Annotated in this window: 13 protein-coding genes; 5 read left to right on the top strand and 8 right to left on the bottom strand. The window is 72.2% G+C overall.

The annotated features are described in order from the left end of the window. Nucleotide 1: 1 nt before the first annotated feature. Together ACIP5O_RS22600 and ACIP5O_RS22595 are read right to left on the bottom strand one after the other, a co-directional pair. Nucleotides 2-1,438: a DUF692 domain-containing protein gene (locus ACIP5O_RS22600; protein ID WP_401296066.1), complete on the bottom strand. Its 1,437-nt coding sequence runs from the start codon at nucleotides 1,436-1,438 to the stop codon at nucleotides 2-4. A gap of 124 nt (nucleotides 1,439-1,562) precedes the next feature. Next, the gene (locus tag ACIP5O_RS22595; RefSeq protein ID WP_401296064.1) at nucleotides 1,563-2,246 is read right to left on the bottom strand and encodes a peptidyl-tRNA hydrolase; all 684 of its coding nucleotides are present in this window, start codon (nucleotides 2,244-2,246) and stop codon (nucleotides 1,563-1,565) included. Between the two features lie 118 nt (nucleotides 2,247-2,364). On the opposite strand from ACIP5O_RS22595, the gene ACIP5O_RS22590 reads away from it, so the two are divergent. Continuing rightward, nucleotides 2,365-2,574 carry a hypothetical protein gene (locus tag ACIP5O_RS22590; protein WP_401296061.1) on the top strand — a complete coding sequence of 70 codons (210 nt, stop codon included), beginning with the start codon at nucleotides 2,365-2,367 and terminating at the stop codon, nucleotides 2,572-2,574. Nucleotides 2,575-2,580: 6 nt separating this feature from the next. Here ACIP5O_RS22590 and ACIP5O_RS22585 read toward each other — a convergent pair whose 3' ends face one another. Together ACIP5O_RS22585 and ACIP5O_RS22580 are read right to left on the bottom strand one after the other, a co-directional pair. Beyond that, nucleotides 2,581-3,465 carry a polysaccharide deacetylase family protein gene (locus ACIP5O_RS22585; protein WP_401296272.1) on the bottom strand — a complete coding sequence of 295 codons (885 nt, stop codon included), beginning with the start codon at nucleotides 3,463-3,465 and terminating at the stop codon, nucleotides 2,581-2,583. Between the two features lie 144 nt (nucleotides 3,466-3,609). Beyond that, nucleotides 3,610-4,665 (bottom strand): LuxR C-terminal-related transcriptional regulator, encoded by a 1,056-nt coding sequence (locus tag ACIP5O_RS22580; RefSeq protein ID WP_401296059.1) that lies wholly within the window; start codon nucleotides 4,663-4,665, stop codon nucleotides 3,610-3,612. 162 nt (nucleotides 4,666-4,827) lie between these two features. Between ACIP5O_RS22580 and ACIP5O_RS22575 the strand changes: the two genes are divergently transcribed. The 4 genes from ACIP5O_RS22575 to ACIP5O_RS22560 all read left to right on the top strand — a co-directional run bounded on the left by ACIP5O_RS22575 (nucleotide 4,828) and on the right by ACIP5O_RS22560 (nucleotide 11,370). Next, nucleotides 4,828-5,121, top strand: coding sequence for a hypothetical protein (locus ACIP5O_RS22575; RefSeq protein ID WP_401296056.1), 294 nt, complete (start codon nucleotides 4,828-4,830; stop codon nucleotides 5,119-5,121). Nucleotides 5,122-5,537: 416 nt separating this feature from the next. Continuing rightward, entirely contained in the window at nucleotides 5,538-7,265 is a 1,728-nt protein-coding gene (locus ACIP5O_RS22570; protein ID WP_401296053.1) for an FG-GAP-like repeat-containing protein, read from the top strand. A gap of 166 nt (nucleotides 7,266-7,431) precedes the next feature. Continuing rightward, nucleotides 7,432-9,810 carry a glycoside hydrolase domain-containing protein gene (locus tag ACIP5O_RS22565; protein ID WP_401296050.1) on the top strand — a complete coding sequence of 793 codons (2,379 nt, stop codon included), beginning with the start codon at nucleotides 7,432-7,434 and terminating at the stop codon, nucleotides 9,808-9,810. Nucleotides 9,811-9,894: 84 nt separating this feature from the next. Further along, a complete protein-coding gene (locus ACIP5O_RS22560; protein WP_401296047.1) occupies nucleotides 9,895-11,370 on the top strand; it encodes a transglycosylase family protein in 1,476 nt (491 codons plus the stop codon). A 22-nt stretch (nucleotides 11,371-11,392) separates the two neighbouring features. On the opposite strand, the gene ACIP5O_RS22555 is transcribed toward ACIP5O_RS22560, so the two are convergent. The 4 genes from ACIP5O_RS22555 to zapE all read right to left on the bottom strand — a co-directional run bounded on the left by ACIP5O_RS22555 (nucleotide 11,393) and on the right by zapE (nucleotide 15,475). Continuing rightward, nucleotides 11,393-12,274 carry a polyphosphate kinase 2 family protein gene (locus ACIP5O_RS22555; protein ID WP_401296044.1) on the bottom strand — a complete coding sequence of 294 codons (882 nt, stop codon included), beginning with the start codon at nucleotides 12,272-12,274 and terminating at the stop codon, nucleotides 11,393-11,395. A gap of 104 nt (nucleotides 12,275-12,378) precedes the next feature. Continuing rightward, the gene (locus ACIP5O_RS22550) at nucleotides 12,379-13,755 is read right to left on the bottom strand and encodes an alkaline phosphatase PhoX (protein ID WP_401296041.1); all 1,377 of its coding nucleotides are present in this window, start codon (nucleotides 13,753-13,755) and stop codon (nucleotides 12,379-12,381) included. Between the two features lie 170 nt (nucleotides 13,756-13,925). Further along, nucleotides 13,926-14,351, bottom strand: coding sequence for an OsmC family protein (locus ACIP5O_RS22545; protein ID WP_125667333.1), 426 nt, complete (start codon nucleotides 14,349-14,351; stop codon nucleotides 13,926-13,928). A gap of 38 nt (nucleotides 14,352-14,389) precedes the next feature. After that, a complete protein-coding gene (gene zapE, locus ACIP5O_RS22540; RefSeq protein WP_401296036.1) occupies nucleotides 14,390-15,475 on the bottom strand; it encodes a cell division protein ZapE in 1,086 nt (361 codons plus the stop codon). Nucleotides 15,476-15,491 lie beyond the last annotated feature (16 nt).

Raw genomic sequence — 15,491 nt, 5'->3', positions numbered from 1 at the left:
GTCATCTCCCCACGAGTGCGTGGCGGGCGGCCCGGACGAGCCGCGCGGCGGGGCCCTGCGGACGGTTGCCGGAACGGTCCTGCCACCACCGGGTGAGCCGGCGGTGGGCGACCGGGTCCTCCGGACGCCCGGCGATCAGCAGGTGCTCGGCGAAGTCGAGCGCGTCCCGGCGGTAGCCGCCGCTCATGGGACGGGACCTGGCGTACGCGAGGAACGCGGGCCGGAACTCCCGGCCCAGGATCTCGGGCAGCTCCGGTGCGACCTTGGCGACCACTCCGGACCGCTTGGCCGCGAGCGCCCGGCTCTGCACCCCGAGCCGCCGGCTGTCGAACCCCTCGGGCACGGGCGTGCCCGCGACGAGGGCCGAGAGCAGCGAGGCCTGCGCGAGCCCGAGCCGCTGCCGCGCGCCCTCGTCACCGGACGCGGCTCCGGACGGCTGCCGCGCGCCCTCGCCGCCGGACCCGTCCCCGTCCCGTACGGGCGCGCTCGCCCGCACCGGAACCGGGGGCGCGTCCGGGAGGACCTCGGGCATCGGCCCGCCCGAGACGCGGGCACCGGCGCCGATGAGCAGCGGCCGACCGGCCGGCCTCTCCGCCTCCGCACCGCGGCGGACGGACGCCCCCGTCACCGTCGCCCGGATCACGGTCAGTTCCTCCGCCAGCTCCTCCGCCGGAGGGAAGTCGTCGTCCCGCTCCAGGAGCACCCCGGGCGGGGAGACCCGGGAGGCGAGGTCGGCGAGGACGTCGAGGACCGGGCGCGGCACCGGGTGGGCGTGCGTGTCGTGCCAGACGCCGTCCCGCTCGACGCCGCCCGCCACGTGCACGTACGCGATGGCCTCGACGGGCAGTTCGGACAGGGCCCGCGCCGGGTCCTCGCCGCGGTTGACGTGGTTGGTGTGCAGGTTGGCCACGTCGATGAGGAGCCGCACCCCCGTGCGCTCCACCAGCTCGGCGAGGAACCGCCCCTCCGTCATCTCCTCGCCCGGCCAGGAGATCAGGGCGGCGATGTTCTCCAGGGCGAGCGGCACGGGCAGCGCGTCCTGGGCGATGCGCACGTTCTCGCAGAGCACGTCGAGGGCGTCCCGGGTGCGGGGCACGGGAAGCAGGTGGCCCGCTTCGAGCGCCGGGGAGGCGGTGAGCGTCCCCCCGGCCCGTACGAACGCGATGTGCTCCGTGACCAGCGGCGTCCCCAGCGCCACCGCCTTCTCGCCCAGCGCCGCGAGCCGCGCCGGGTCCGGCCGGTCGGCGCCGCCGAGCCCGAGCGAGACCCCGTGCGGCACGACCGTGACGCCGCGCCGCCGCAGCCGGGTCAGGGAGTCGGGCAGGTGGTCCGCGCAGATGTTCTCCGCGACGACCTCCACCCAGTCGACCCCGGTCAGTCCCTCCACCGCCTCCGCGATCTCGGGACGCCAGCCGATGCCGATGCCGAGTTCCGTCATGTCCCCCTCCTTCGGTCCTCAGTTGCCCACGTGATGGCCCACGCGGGAACGTTCGAACCCCGGGAGGGGGACGTTCAGAGCTTCATTTGAGGTTTCGGTGCTCCGGGGGCTCCCGGCCGCCGTCTCAGCCGGTGCGGGGGAACGCCGACACGACCGTGGGCGAGCCCGGGGCGATCTCCGTGAAGCCCGCGTCGCGGACGACCGGGAGGCCGCTCGTGGTGAGGGCGGGCCAGTCGTCGGCCGGGGCGGTGCGGACGGCGAGGGGGAAACCGGCCTTCCGCCAGGCCTCGCGGTCGGCGTCCGGCAGGGCCCACCAGAGGAGTTGGGCGCCGTGGCCGGCCTGGGCCATCGACTTGCCCGCCGACATGTCGAGGCGGGGGTTGAACCACAGCACCGCCGCCCCCTCCGGTACGGGGCCGGGGGCGGCCGGGTCGTCGAGGTCGGTGCCCGAGACCTGGAGGCGGGCCAGGTCCTTAGGCCAGCCGTCGAGCGGGACCGGCGGGAAGACCCGTACCTCCGCCTCCGCGCCGGTGACCGTGATGCCGGGGAGCGCGCACGCCCGCCGCCACTCGGCGCCGCGCGCCCGGCGCACCACCTTGCGGATCCGGGCGTCCTGCCAGTCGGCCATGGCCCGCGCCCACTCGCCCTCGCCGGTGGAGCGCCCGTCGGTCAGGATCTCCAGGACGGCCCGCGCCGCGGTCTCCAGGGCGTCGGTACGGGCCGGGGGCGCCTCGCGCTCGATCCGCACCACCAGGGGGAGGACGAACTGGGGCTTCTCGTCGCGGGGATCGGTCTCGTCGCTGCTCACCGGGCAAGTCTGCCACTGCCGTCACGTGCGTCCCCACCGGCGTCGTGACGAGCGGTCCTCGTGGGAACGGCTGCCACGGCACGCCTGGAGTGAGCGCGCCGGGAGTACGCTCGGACACATGACCGAGACCGCGCCCGCGTCCGCATCCGTGTCCGCGTCGTACTGTGCCCCCGAGCCCGCCCCGAGGCCCGAACCGGCGGCCGAGGGGCCGTTCGCGGCCTGCGTGCTGTGCCAGGAGCCGACCGAGTACCCGGAGTCGGCCAAGGGCATCACGCTCTGCCCGGTGTGCGAGTGGCAGGAGGCCCAGCGCACGGCCTGCTCCGGCTGAGGCCCCTCAGCCGCGCATGAGGTCGGACACCTTCACGAAGCGGTAGCCGCGGGCCCGCAGCTCCGGGACGATCCGGCGGATCGCCCGCTCGGTGACGGGCGCGGCGCTGCGGGTGCAGTGCATGACCACGAGCGAGCCGGGCTTCACCCCGTCGAGCACCTGCTCGGCGACCGCGTCCGCGTCCTTGGCGAAGGCGTCCCCGCTGACCACGTCCCACTGGACCGCCGTCACCCCGGCGGGACCGAGGGCGCGCAGGGCCGCGTCGTCGTAGCAGCCGCCGGGGAAGCGGAAGTACGGGACGACGTTGAGGGCCCCGGCGTCCCGGAAGGCGTCGAAGGCGCGCTGCACGTCCGCCGCCATGTCGGGCCCGGCGACGGTGGGCAGGCCGTAGCAGGGGGACGCGAAGGCGTAGTGGCTGTACGAGTGGTTGGCGATCTCGAAGCGCGGGTCGCCGCCGATGGACTTGGCCTGGTCGGGGTACTCCTCCGCCCAGCGGCCCGTCATGAAGACGGTCGCGTCCACCTTCAGGCGGCGCAGGGTCGCGATGAGTTCCGGGTTGTCGAACCGCTCGCCGCGCGCGGCCCTCGGTCCCTGGTCGGCCGTCATGTCGGCGTCGAAGGTGAGCGCGACGACCTTCTCGGCGCCCTTCGGGGAGCTCGCGGCCCGGCGCGTGTAGACGGGGGTGAGCCCGTTCGGGCCGGGCGCCATGGTGGGCGCGGCGGCGGGTTCGGCACCGGGCTTGGGGCGGGCGGCGGTGCTCGCGCTCGCGCGGGGCGAGGACGTGCCGACCGCCGCCGGGGTGCTCACGGCGTCCGGGGTGCTCGCCGCCTGCGGGGCGCCGCCCTCGCCGCAGCCGACGAGGGCGGCGCCGAGCAGGCCGAGTACCGCCATTTTTCGCACAGAAACGTTCACGTGCGGAAGTTATACGATCAAAGGCTTTAAAGCCCGTTCCTTGGTGGGGGCGGTGCCCGAGTCCACACGCCGGGCCCCGTGCCCCGCGCCCCGCGCTCCGGCCCCGTTCCGTTCGACGCGGCCTCAGGCGGAGTGGTCGGCGGCCGGAGCGTCACGTACTTCCGGAGGACCGTCCCATGCGCGCGGGGCCGCTCCGGCGTCGAGCCAGCCCCGCTGCGCGGCGAGCGCCCCGGCCTGGAAGCGGCTCCGCGCCCCCAGCATGTCCATGACTCCGGCCACGACCCGGCGCGTGGTGCGGCTGGAGATGCCGAGCCGCTTCGCGATGGTCTCGTCGGTGTGCCCGTGTTCCAGGAGCCGGAGCGTCTCGCGCTCCTGGGACGTGAGCCCTCGCTCGTCGCGCGCCCTCGCGGTGCCCAGCGGATCGGCCCGCCCCCAGGCCAGGTCGAACAGGGCGCACAGCGCGGTGAGGGCCCCGTCCCCCGTGAGCAGCACCGCGCTGTGCCCGCTGTTCTCCCCGTACACCGGCAGGACGGCGACGCGCCGGTCGATGACGGTCATGCGGACCGGGACGTCGGGGGTGGTGCGCACCTCGCCCCCCGCCGACGCGAGCCACTTCGCGTACTCCGTCCCGGCCGGGTTGTTGCGCAGGGACTCGGGATACAGGGTGCGCATGCGCACCCCCCGGCCCAGCAGCTCGGAGTCCAGCGGTTTGGCCGCCTCGATGTTCTTCGCGTCGGGCGCGTCCGGGACGAACGCCATGACCTCGTGCTCGATGTGGCGGCTCAGCTCGGCCAGCCGATCGCGTATCCGGTCCACCCCGACGAGCAGTTCCACGCCGCTCGAGTCCGTCATCGGTTGAAAACCGACCCAGTCCGCGATGAGTTGGGCGGCGGCGGCGCGGGACGCCTCCAGCTTCTGCTGCTGTGCGAGCAGTTCCGCCTGCTGGCGCGCGAGCAGCGACTCCATCGCCAGCTCCGGGCTGACCGGGTGGAGCCTGGTCTGCTCCGTGGCGGAGGGGCGCAGGAGCGACAGCTCGCTGAGCCGGTCCAGCGCCTCCCGTACGTCCGCCTCGGCCAGCGAGAGGGAGGCCGCCAGCTCCGCGACCCCCCAGTCGGTGTGCTGAAGCAGCATCCGATAGATGCCTTCTGTTCGCGTGTCGATTCCCAGTGCGTCGAGCATGTGTGTACCCCCCATAGATACGTGCAGGAATCATCACACGACGTGTTCCTTCTTGTTGCTTCTGTGGCCGAAGTGCGTGCTGAAGTGTCCGATTGCGGCCTTGGCCGCTTCGGGACATCCGAGAGCGGAGGCACGGGCGGAGCGGCTCACGAAGATCGAGGGATGTATCTGATCCATGTACGGCTGCGCCGTCCCGTCGACGGCGAGCCGGCCCCGGAGGCGGCGCGGGAGATCCTCGCCACGGTCGCCCCGGACGACGGCGTGGAACACGTCACGGTGCACCACGTCTCCGGACGGGAGGCCGTGGTCGGCCTGTTCGTCCGGGCGGAGAGCCTCGCCGTCGCCGAGGAGGCGGCCGCCGCGGTGTGTTCCCGCGCGCTGAGCCTGCGGCCCGCCTGGGGATACGTCACCGTCTCCTGCGGTGCCGTACTGGTCTGGCCCCTCCTGGAACTCTAGGGGGTGTCTTGTCGATCGTGCCGGACGCCGCGAGCCCGGCCCGATCGACAAGGCACCCCCTAGGGACGTGCGCCGGCGGACACGGCGGCGGTGATGTCCCCAAGCGGACGTGTCCCGATGCGGACAGCGCGATGTTCTTCACCGGCACCACGGCCTCGTGCAGTATCCAGTCATCCGCATTTCGGATCGACGAACCCACTCACTCCCGCAAAGGATTCAGCCGTGCTGCGTGCCCGCCTTGCCGTCACCCTCTTCCTCGCTTTCGCCTTTGCCGGTTTCAGCACCAGCGCCATGGCGGACAGCCCGGTCGTCAAGGCCACGCTCGGCTGGCAGTGAGTGAATTCCCGACTCTCTCCGAAACCCCTCCGCTTCACTTCTCCTGCGGAATGCAGACCCGATCTTTCGGAAGGCAGAAAATGACCGGAACCAGGAACAGCCGCCGGCTCACCGTCGCCCTGTGCGCGGCCACGGCCATCGGACTCGGCGCGACCGGCAGCGCGTTCGCCCAGCAGGGCGGGCCGGCCGACAGCCGCCCGGCCGCGGAGGCGGGCAGGGCCGACTACCCGGGCGCGGGACAGGGCAAGGTCACCCCGGTCCCCACGGAGTTCCGCAGGGACTCCGCCCAGCGCAGCCTCACCGCCGCGGCGGAGATCACCCGGAGCGAGGTCATCGCGCGGGCGAAGTCCTGGGTCGGAAAGGGCCTGGACTACAGCTGGACGAACTATTACAAGGGCTACCGGATGGACTGCTCCGGTTACGTCTCCATGGCGTGGGGGCTCAGCAGCTCGCTGGCGACCCCGAACTTCGTCCCCGGAACGGCCGAGTGGATATCGAAGGGCGAACTCAAGCCCGGTGACGCGCTGCTGGACGACGACGGCGGCGCGGAAGGCCACATCGTTCTCTTCGAGGAATGGACGAACAGCGACAAGACCGCCTACTGGGGTTACGAGTTCACCCCCAGCGGCGTTCACCACCGCATCATCCCCTATCCCTACTACAGCGGCCACGGGCCTTTCTCCCCGGTGCGCCTGAAGAACATCGTGGACGACCCCGTCCCGGAGCCGGAGGAGCCGAAGGAGGACACCTCGTCCCGGGTGAACGCGGACTTCAACGGTGACGGTCGGGACGACGTGGCGGCGTTGTACGGGTACGGGGACGGGTCGGTGGCGTTGTTCACGTTCCTGGCGCGGGCGGACGGTGGGTTCGACGCTCCGTTGAAGTCGTGGACGCGTCCGCCGGGGAACTGGACGTTCAAGAGCGTGAAGCTGACGGCGGGTGACTACGACGGCAACGGGCGTGCGGATCTGGCCGCGATGTACGACTACGCGGACGGTTCGGTCTCGCTGTTCACGTTCAAGTCGAAGGCCGACGGCGGTTTCTCGGACCCGGTGAAGTCGTGGACGACGGCGCCGGGGAACTGGTGGCCGGAGAACGTGCAGCTGGCGTCGGGCGACTTCGACGGCAACGGCCGTGACGACGTGGCCGCGTTCTACGGCTACAGCGACGGCCGCGCCGCCCTCTACACCTTCAAGCCCAATGCCTCCGGCGAGTTCGGCACCCCGCTGCGCTCCTGGAACGTCCCCGAGAACTACTGGTGGGGCGAGAACGTCGAGCTCGCCGCCGGTGACTTCGACGGCAACGGCCGCGACGACCTGGCCGCGATGTACGGGTACGAGGACGGCACGGTCTCGATGTTCACCTTCAAGTCCCAGACGGACGGCGGCTTCGTGGCGCCGGTGAAGTCGTGGACCACGGAGCCGGGCAACTGGACCTTCTCCAACGTCAAGCTGACCGCCGGCGACTACGACGGCGACGGCCGGGCGGACGCCGCCGCCTTCTACGGCTACAGCGACGGCCGGGCCGCGCTGTTCACCTTCAGGACCAAGACCGACGGAACCTTCAACAGCCCGGTCAAGTCCTGGAACGTGCCCGCGGACTACTGGTGGGGCGAGAACGTCCAGATCGCCTCGGGCGACTACGACGGCAACGGCCGCTCGGACGTTGCGGCGTTCTACGGCTACAACGACGGCCGCGCCGCGCTCTACACCTTCAAGCCCAACGCCTCCGGCGAGTTCGGCAGCCCGCTGCGCTCGTGGAACGTCCCGGAGAACTACTGGTGGGGCGAGCACGTCAAGCTCGGCTGACCCGGGCGGGGCCGGACGCACGCAGTCCGGCCCGCCCGTACCCCGGCGGGGCCGCCCGCACTCCGGCGGCCCCGCCCGCATCCCGACGGAGCCGCCCGGCGGCTCCGCGCCTCGCACCCCCTGGTCCCTCCCGGCCCGTCCCCGTACCCCGAAAGCGAATCCCGCCATGCGCACCCTCTCCGGACACGACGTCCGAAAACCCCGCGGACGCCGTGTCGTCGCCGCCACGCTGACGGCCCTCGCGCTGTCCGGCGCGTCCGTCTCCGTGGCGTCCGCCTCCCCGCAGCTCTCCGGAGCGCCCGCGCCGGCCGCCGACACCAAGCCCGTGGAGTACCGCGGGCTCCACCTCGACGTCCCCGCGCACTGGCGCGTCGTCGACCTGGAGAAGTCGCCCGGCACGTGCGTCCGGTTCGACACGGCCGCCCTCTACCTCGGCCACCCCGGGGCACAGCAGTCCTGCCCCGCCGACGCCGTGGGCGAGCGGACCGACGCCCTGGTGGTGGAGCCCCTCTCCGGGGCCACCGTCACCGACCCCTCGTCCGTCCTGCGCGTACCGGCCGGCCAGCCCCTTCCGACGCGCCTCGCGGGCAACGCGGAGCACGAGGTCCTCCTGTCCGCCGAGGGCGCCGGACTGCTCGTCACGGCCGTCTACGGCACGACCCCCGACACCGTCTCCCGCGTCGTCGGCTCGGGCCGCACCGGCCCCGCGGCGGTCCCCGGCGAACTCCCCGCCCCCCGCCTGGCGGCCGCGAGGGCGGCGGCCGAGACCCCCAGCACCGGATACACCGGCAAGGCCTTCGACGCCTGTGCCGCTCCCTCCGCGAGCCTGATGCAGGCGTGGAAGTCCTCGCCCTACCAGGGCGTCGGCATCTACATCGGCGGCCCGACCAGGGTCTGCGCCCAGCCCAACCTGACCGCCGGATGGGTGTCCGACCGCACGGCCGACGGCTGGCACATGATCCCGATCTACGCCGGCCTCCAGGCCAGGGGGATCACGCCCGGCGAGGCCGTCGCCCAGGGCAGGGAGTCCGCCGAGGGCGCGGTCGACAGGGCCAAGGCGCTCGGATTCGCGGCCCAGACCGTGCTGTACACGGACATGGAGCCCTACCCCTCCGCGACCTACCGCACCCGCGTCCTCGACTACCTCTCCGGCTACAACGCGCGGGTCCGCGAACTGGGCTTCCGCCCGGGCGTGTACGTGAACGTCCAGAACTCCGGCGACATGGCGGCCCTGCACAACAACACCCGCTACGCGAAGCCCGACGTCCTCTGGGTCGCCAACTGGAACGGCGCGGCGGACGTCTCCAACGGCTCGATGGGCCTGCCGGGCGCCTCCTACTGGTCGGGCAAGCGGCGCGTGCACCAGTACGCGGGAGACGTGGGCGAGACGCACGGCGGGGTCTCCCTCAACATCGACCGCAACTACGTCGACGTCGCCCCCGCCACCGCTCCGGAACCCGCGCCCGAGGAGTGGCGCGAGGACGCGGCCTCCCGGGTGAACGCGGACTTCAACGGTGACGGTCGGGACGACGTGGCGGCGTTGTACGGGTACGGGGACGGGTCGGTGGCGTTGTTCACGTTCCTGGCGCGGGCGGACGGTGGGTTCGACGCTCCGTTGAAGTCGTGGACGCGTCCGCCGGGGAACTGGACGTTCAAGAGCGTGAAGCTGACGGCGGGTGACTACGACGGCAACGGGCGTGCGGATCTGGCGGCGATGTACGACTACGCGGACGGTTCGGTCTCGCTGTTCACGTTCAAGTCGAAGGCCGACGGCGGCTTCTCGGACCCGGTGAAGTCGTGGACGACGGCGCCGGGGAACTGGTGGCCGGAGAACGTGCAGCTGGCGTCGGGCGACTTCGACGGCAACGGCCGTGACGACGTGGCCGCGTTCTACGGCTACAGCGACGGCCGGGCCGCGCTCTACACCTTCAAGTCCGACGCCTCGGGTCTGTTCGGCAGCCCGCTGCGCTCGTGGAACGTCCCCGAGAACTACTGGTGGGGCAAGAACGTCAAGCTGGCCTCGGGCGACTTCGACGGCAACGGGCGCGACGACGTGGCCGCGTTCTACGGCTACAGCGACGGCCGCGCGGCGCTGTTCACCTTCAAGTCGGGCGCGGACGGCGGCTTCGCGAGCCCCGTGAAGTCGTGGAACGTGCCGGAGAACTACTGGTGGGGCGAGAACGTCAAGCTCACCGCCTCCGACTACGACGGCAACGGACGCACGGACGTGGCCGCGATGTACGGCTACGAGGACGGCACCGTCTCCCTCTTCACCTTCGCCACCCGGGCGGACGGCACGTTCGAGAACCCGGTGAAGTCCTGGACCACCGAGCCCGGCAACTGGTGGATCGAGAACGTCCAGATCGCCTCGGGCGACTACGACGGCAACGGCCGCGGTGACGTGGCGGCGTTCTACGGCTACAGCGACGGCCGCGCCGCCTTCTACACCTTCAAGTCCGACGCCTCGGGCCTGTTCGGCACCCCGCTGCGCTCGTGGAACGTCCCCGAGAACTACTGGTGGGGCGACCACGTGAAGCTCGGCTGAACCGGCACCGATCCCGGGCGGCGGCACCTCTCCGTGCCGCCGCCCTTCTCGATGAGACGAGACGACATGACGAGACGGGACGACATGAAACGCACACACCTCGGTACGACGGCACGCGGCGCGCTCACGGCGGCCCTGCTCCTCGGCGCGACGACCCTGCTGCCGGCACCGTCCGCACTCGCCGCGTCGGTCGCCACCTGGGACAAGGTCGCCCAGTGCGAGAGCAGTGGGAACTGGTCGATCAACACGGGGACGGGCTACTACGGCGGCCTCCAGTTCAAGCTCAGCACCTGGAAGGACTACGGCGGCAGCCGTTACGCGACCTACCCCCACCTGGCCACCAAGAAGGAGCAGATACTCATCGGCGAGAAGGTCCTCGCCGGCCAGGGCGAACGCGCCTGGCCCACCTGCGGTCCCCGCGCGGGCCTGGGCTCCGACACCGCCGAACCCTTCCCCACCGAACCCGCCGAGCCCGCCGAACCCGCCTGGCGGGACGACGCCGCGTCCCGGGTGAACGCGGACTTCAACGGCGACGGCCGGGACGACAACGCGGCCTTCTACGGCTACGCCGACGGTTCCGTCGCCCTCTTCACCTTCCTCGGCAAGAGCGACGGCGGGTTCGCCGTCCCCGTCAAGTCCTGGACCACGACGCCGGGCAACTGGACCCACCGCAGCATCAAGCCCGTGGCCGGCGACTTCAACGGCGACGGGCGTGCGGACCTGGCCGCGATGTACGACTACGCGGACGGTTCGGTCGCGCTGTTCACGTTCCTGTCCAAGGCCGACGGCGGTTTCTCGGCTCCGGTGAAGTCCTGGACGACGGCCCCGGGGAACTGGTGGCCGGAGAACGTGCAGCTCGCGTCGGGCGACTTCGACGGCAACGGCCGTGACGACGTGGCCGCGTTCTACGGTTACAGCGACGGCCGGGCCGCTCTCTACACCTTCAAGTCCGACGCCTCGGGTCTGTTCGGCACTCCGCTGCGCTCCTGGAACGTGCCGGAGGACTACTGGTGGGGCGAGAACGTCAAGCTGGCGTCGGGCGACTTCGACGGCAACGGCCGTGACGACGTGGCCGCGTTCTACGGGTACAACGACGGCCGCGCCGCGCTCTTCACCTTCAAGTCGGGCGCGGACGGCGGCTTCGCGAGCCCCGTGAAGTCGTGGAACGTGCCGGAGAACTACTGGTGGGGGAAGAACGTCAAGCTCACCGCCGGCGACTACGACGGCAACGGACGTGCCGACGTGGCCGCGATGTACGGCTACGAGGACGGCACGATCTCCCTCTTCACCTTCGCCACCGCGGCGGACGGCACCTTCGGGAACCCCGTGAAGTCGTGGACGACGGAGCCCGGCAACTGGTGGATCGAGAACGTGCAGATCGCCTCGGGCGACTACGACGGCAACGGCCGGTCCGACGTGTCCGCCTTCTACGGCTACAGCGACGGCCGGGCCGCCTTCTACACCTTCAAGCCGGATGCGGCGGGCAGGTTCGGCACGCCCCTGCGCTCGTGGAACGTCCCGGAGAACTACTGGTGGGGCGACCACGTGAAGCTCGCCTAACCCCGCCCGGAAGCGGCGCCGGTCACGATGCCAGCAGCCGCTTCCGGCTCTCCTCCACGTCGAAGTCGCCCGGCGGGTACTTCGGGTCCAGCGCCTCCAGGTGTTCGAGGAGCAGCTTGCTGATCGCCCAGTTCCGGTACCACTTGCGGTCCGCCGGGACCACGTGCCAGGGGGCCGCGTCCGTCCCGCAGCGCTCCAGGGCCAGTTCGTAGGCCTTCTGGTAGTCCGGCCAGAGGGCCCGTTCCTCGATGTCCCCCGTGGTGAACTTCCAGTGCTTGTCGGGGTCGTCGAGCCGGGCGAGGAGCCGGGCGCGCTGCTCCTCGTACGAGAGGTGCAGGAAGACCTTGACGACCGTCACCCCGTCGTCCGCGAGGGACTTCTCGAAGTGGTTGATCTGCCGGTAGCGGCGCTTGATCTCGGAGCGGGAGACCAGGTCGTGGACGCGCGGGACGAGGACGTCCTCGTAGTGCGAGCGGTCGAAGATGCCGATCTCGCCCGGCAGGGGCAGCGCCTTCTCGATCCGCCAGAGGAAGGAGTGCTCCTTCTCCTCCGGCGTCGGGGCCTTGAAGCCGCGCACCCGGCAGCCCGACGGGTTGAGGAAGCCGATCACGTGCTTGACCGTGCCGCCCTTGCCGCTGGTGTCCATGCCCTGGAGGACCAGGAGCAGCCTGCGCCGGTCCCCGGCGGTGCTCGACGCGTACAGGCGCTCCTGGAGGTCGGCCAGGCGCGGCCCCAGCTCGGCGGTGGCGGCCACCCCGGCCGCCTTGTCGGCGGGGCCCGCCGGGACGCCCCGGGCGTCGTACGAGGTGAGGTCGACCGGTTCGCCCACGGGCACGCGCAGCACGTCACGCAGGACCGGCTCCCGCTCCTCGCGCCGCTTCTTCCCGCCGCTCTTCTTCGGCATCTCGCGCTCCTTCCGCAGTCCCGCCCGCCTTCCCCCGATCCTCCGCCACAACCGGGGCGCCCGCGACTTCCGGGGGCGGGCCGCGCCCCCGGAAAGCCGGCCGGTCAGTGGCGCCAGGGGCCCGTCACCGCGAACGTCGTCCCGGGCGCGTAGCAGTTGACGTACATCGTGCTCCGGTCCGGGGAGAAGGTGACCCCCGCGAACTCGCCCCACTCCGGGGCGTCGGGCGTACCGATGTTCTGCCTCCCCCGGGCGACCGGGTAGACCTCGCCGCGTTCGCTCACCCCGAAGACGTGCTGCACGCCCCCGCCGTCCTCGCAGACCATCAGGCCCCCGGTCGGCGCCAGGCAGATGTTGTCCGGCGACTCGCCCGGCAGCTGGATGTCCGTACTCGGGCCGAAGACGACGACGAGGGTGAGCCGGCGCCGGTGCGGCTCGTACTTCCACACCTGGCCGAAGTGGGCGGCCGCCGAGCCGTCCCCGGTCCGGGCGAACGACGACACGAAGTAGACGGCCCGCCCGCCCCAGTAGCAGCCCTCCAGCTTCTGCGCGTGCGTGATGCCCTTCGGCCCGAAATCCTGGAAGCGGATGGGCGTCCCGGCCGCCAGCGGGTCCGGTACGGGGACCCACTCGACGCCCTCGAAGCGCGTCCCGGTCTCCTGGACCGCGGAGAGGTCGGGGACGCCCGGCACCCGCATCGCCTCCAGGGCGCCGCCCGCGCGCAGCGAGCCCGTACCGCCGAGCGGCTTGCGGGGGAGGAAGCGGTAGAAGAGCCCGAAGGGGCGGTCGAAGGCGTCCTCCGTCTCGTACACGACGCCGCTGTGCGGGTCGACGGCGATCGCCTCGTGCTGGAAGCGGCCCATGGCGGTGAGCGGGACGGCTCCGGTGCGGCGCGGGTCGGCGCCGTCGACCTCGAAGATGAAGCCGTGGTCCTTGGTGTAGCCGTTCGTGCCGGCCCGGTCCTCGGTCTCCTCGCAGGTCAGCCAGGTGTTCCAGGGCGTGGGCCCGCCGGCGCAGTTGACGGCCGTGCCGGCGACGGCGACCCGCTCGCCGAGGACATTGTTCCGCCCGTCGAGTTCGAGGACCGTGCAGCCGCCCTTGGCCGCCGGATCGTACGTGAGGCCGGGGACGGTCGGGACGCCGATCTTCCCGGTGGCCTTGTTCTCGTGGTTGCGGACCAGGTGCACCCGGCCCCGGTGACCGGGGAAGGCGCCCATGCCGTCGTGGTTGCTGGGGACGGGCCCCTCGCCGGAGCGGAGGGGGTCGCCCTGCCGGGAGAGGACCTTGTGGCGGAAACCGGCCGGCAGGTCGAGGAGACCGCGGGGGTCGGGGACGAGGGGGCCGTAGCCTCCCCGGGGCGGACGGTCGCCGGGAGCAGCGCCGGCGCTTCCGGCGAAGAGCTCGGAGAGGGCGCCGGTGAAGGCGATCCCGGCGACGGACGCGCCGGTGCGGGACAGGATCTGACGTCGTGTTGCGGACATGGGCAACGGGCTCCCCTGTTGGCGGACAGGTGGTGACACTCCGTCGCGTCACGTGTTGCCTGTGTGACGTGCGACCCGCACGTGTGTATCACGCGCTCCGGTGGCGCGTGAACCATGCGGGCCGCAACTTCCGCGCGTGGCGCAGTTCCTGACCCCGCGTCAGGAGGGGATCAGGCCAGCTCGGCGTCGAGCGTGATGGTCGTGCCCGACAGGGCCTGGCTGACCGGGCAGTTCTTCTTCGCGTCCTCCGCCGCCGCCCGGAAGCCGTCCGCGTCCAGGCCCGGGACCTCGCCCCGCACGGTCAGGTGGATGCCGGTGATGCCCTCGCCCGGCTGGAAGGTGACGTCGGCCTTCGTCTCCAGGCGGGTGGGCGGGTTGCCCGCGCCGGCCAGCCCGTGGGAGAGGGCCATCGAGAAGCAGGAGGAGTGCGCGGCGGCGATCAGCTCCTCGGGGCTGGTCTTCCCGTTCGGCTCCTCCGACCGGGCGGGCCAGGAGACGTCGTAGGAGCCGATGCCGGAGGAGTCGAGGGAGACGGTGCCGGAGCCCTTGAGGAGGTCGCCCTGCCAGACGGTGTGGGCGTGACGCACGGTGGCCATGGTGGATCCCTTTCGATCGATCGGGTACGGCCCCCAAGCTACTGCGCGACGAGCCCCTTCGCGTCGCGGGCGAGCGCGGTGAGCCGCGAGATCGCCCGGAAGTACTTCTTGCGGTATCCGCCGTTCAGCATCTCGTCGCTGAACAGGCGGTCGAAGGGCAGGCCGGAGGCGAGGACGGGTATCTCGCGGTCGTAGAGCCGGTCGGCCAGGACGACGAGCCGCAGCGCGGTCGACTGGTCGGGCACGGGCCGCACGTCGGTGAGGCAGACGGCCGTGAGGTCGTCGGTCAGGGCGCCGTACCGGCTCGGGTGGACCCTGGCCAGGTGGTCGAGCAGGTGCGGGAAGTCGTCCAGGGAGGCGCCCGGCGTGGCGTACGCGGTCGCGGTGACGTCCTGGTCGGAGAAGGGCGCGGGGGCCTCGGGCAGGCCCCGGTGGCGGTAGTCCTCGCCGTCGATCCGCAGCGGCCGGAAGTGGGCGGAGAGGCCCTGGATCTCGCGGAGGAAGTCGGCGGCGGCGAAGCGGCCCTCGCCGAGCTTGCCGGGCAGCGTGTTGGAGGTGGCGGCGAGCGCCACGCCCGACTCGACCAGCTTGCCGAGGAGGCTGGAGACGAGGACGGTGTCGCCCGGGTCGTCGAGCTCGAACTCGTCGATGCACAGGAGCCGGTGCCCGCTCAGGGTCTTCACGGTCTGCTGGAAGCCGAGCGCGCCGACCAGGTTGGTCAGCTCGACGAAGGTGCCGAAGGCCTTCAGGGCGGGCTCGGCGGGGGTCGCGTGCCAGAGCGAGGCGAGGAGGTGGGTCTTGCCGACGCCGTAGCCGCCGTCCAGGTAGACCCCGCGCGGCCCGGTGGGGGCGGCGGGCTTCCGCGCGAACCAGCGGCGCTTCCCGGCGCCGGAGGCGTGCGCCCCGCCCAGGCCCTCGGCGAAGCCGCTCAGGACCTCGACCGCCTGCGTCTGGCTGGGCTGGTTCGGGTCCGGGATGTACGTGTCGAAGCGCACGGAGTCGAAGCGCGGCGGCGGCACCATCTCCGCGACGAGGCGCTCGGCGGGGACGCGGGGCTCTCGGGAGCAGAGCGAGAGCGGGGCCGCGGCGGAGGGGACGGCTTCGGTGAGGGCACGGGTCGACACAGTTCCCCACTGTAAG

Origin of the sequence: Streptomyces sp. NPDC088915 (assembly GCF_044749825.1) — a bacterium.
In the GTDB taxonomy this organism is placed as follows: Bacteria; Actinomycetota; Actinomycetes; order Streptomycetales; family Streptomycetaceae; genus Streptomyces.
This window is presented reverse-complemented; position numbering and strand designations above follow the sequence as displayed.

Bases quoted from the DNA above. Each gene is read 5' to 3' on its own strand.
- ACIP5O_RS22600 (WP_401296066.1), bottom strand. From the start codon at position 1,438: ATGACGGAACTCGGCATCGGCATCGGCTGGCGTCCCGAGATCGCGGAG.
- ACIP5O_RS22590 (WP_401296061.1), top strand. From the start codon at position 2,365: ATGACCGAGACCGCGCCCGCGTCCGCATCCGTGTCCGCGTCGTACTGT.
- ACIP5O_RS22585 (WP_401296272.1), bottom strand. From the start codon at position 3,465: ATGGCGGTACTCGGCCTGCTCGGCGCCGCCCTCGTCGGCTGCGGCGAG.
- ACIP5O_RS22580 (WP_401296059.1), bottom strand. From the start codon at position 4,665: ATGCTCGACGCACTGGGAATCGACACGCGAACAGAAGGCATCTATCGG.
- ACIP5O_RS22575 (WP_401296056.1), top strand. From the start codon at position 4,828: ATGTATCTGATCCATGTACGGCTGCGCCGTCCCGTCGACGGCGAGCCG.
- ACIP5O_RS22570 (WP_401296053.1), top strand. From the start codon at position 5,538: ATGACCGGAACCAGGAACAGCCGCCGGCTCACCGTCGCCCTGTGCGCG.
- ACIP5O_RS22565 (WP_401296050.1), top strand. From the start codon at position 7,432: ATGCGCACCCTCTCCGGACACGACGTCCGAAAACCCCGCGGACGCCGT.
- ACIP5O_RS22560 (WP_401296047.1), top strand. From the start codon at position 9,895: ATGAAACGCACACACCTCGGTACGACGGCACGCGGCGCGCTCACGGCG.
- ACIP5O_RS22555 (WP_401296044.1), bottom strand. From the start codon at position 12,274: ATGCCGAAGAAGAGCGGCGGGAAGAAGCGGCGCGAGGAGCGGGAGCCG.
- ACIP5O_RS22550 (WP_401296041.1), bottom strand. From the start codon at position 13,755: ATGTCCGCAACACGACGTCAGATCCTGTCCCGCACCGGCGCGTCCGTC.
- ACIP5O_RS22545 (WP_125667333.1), bottom strand. From the start codon at position 14,351: ATGGCCACCGTGCGTCACGCCCACACCGTCTGGCAGGGCGACCTCCTC.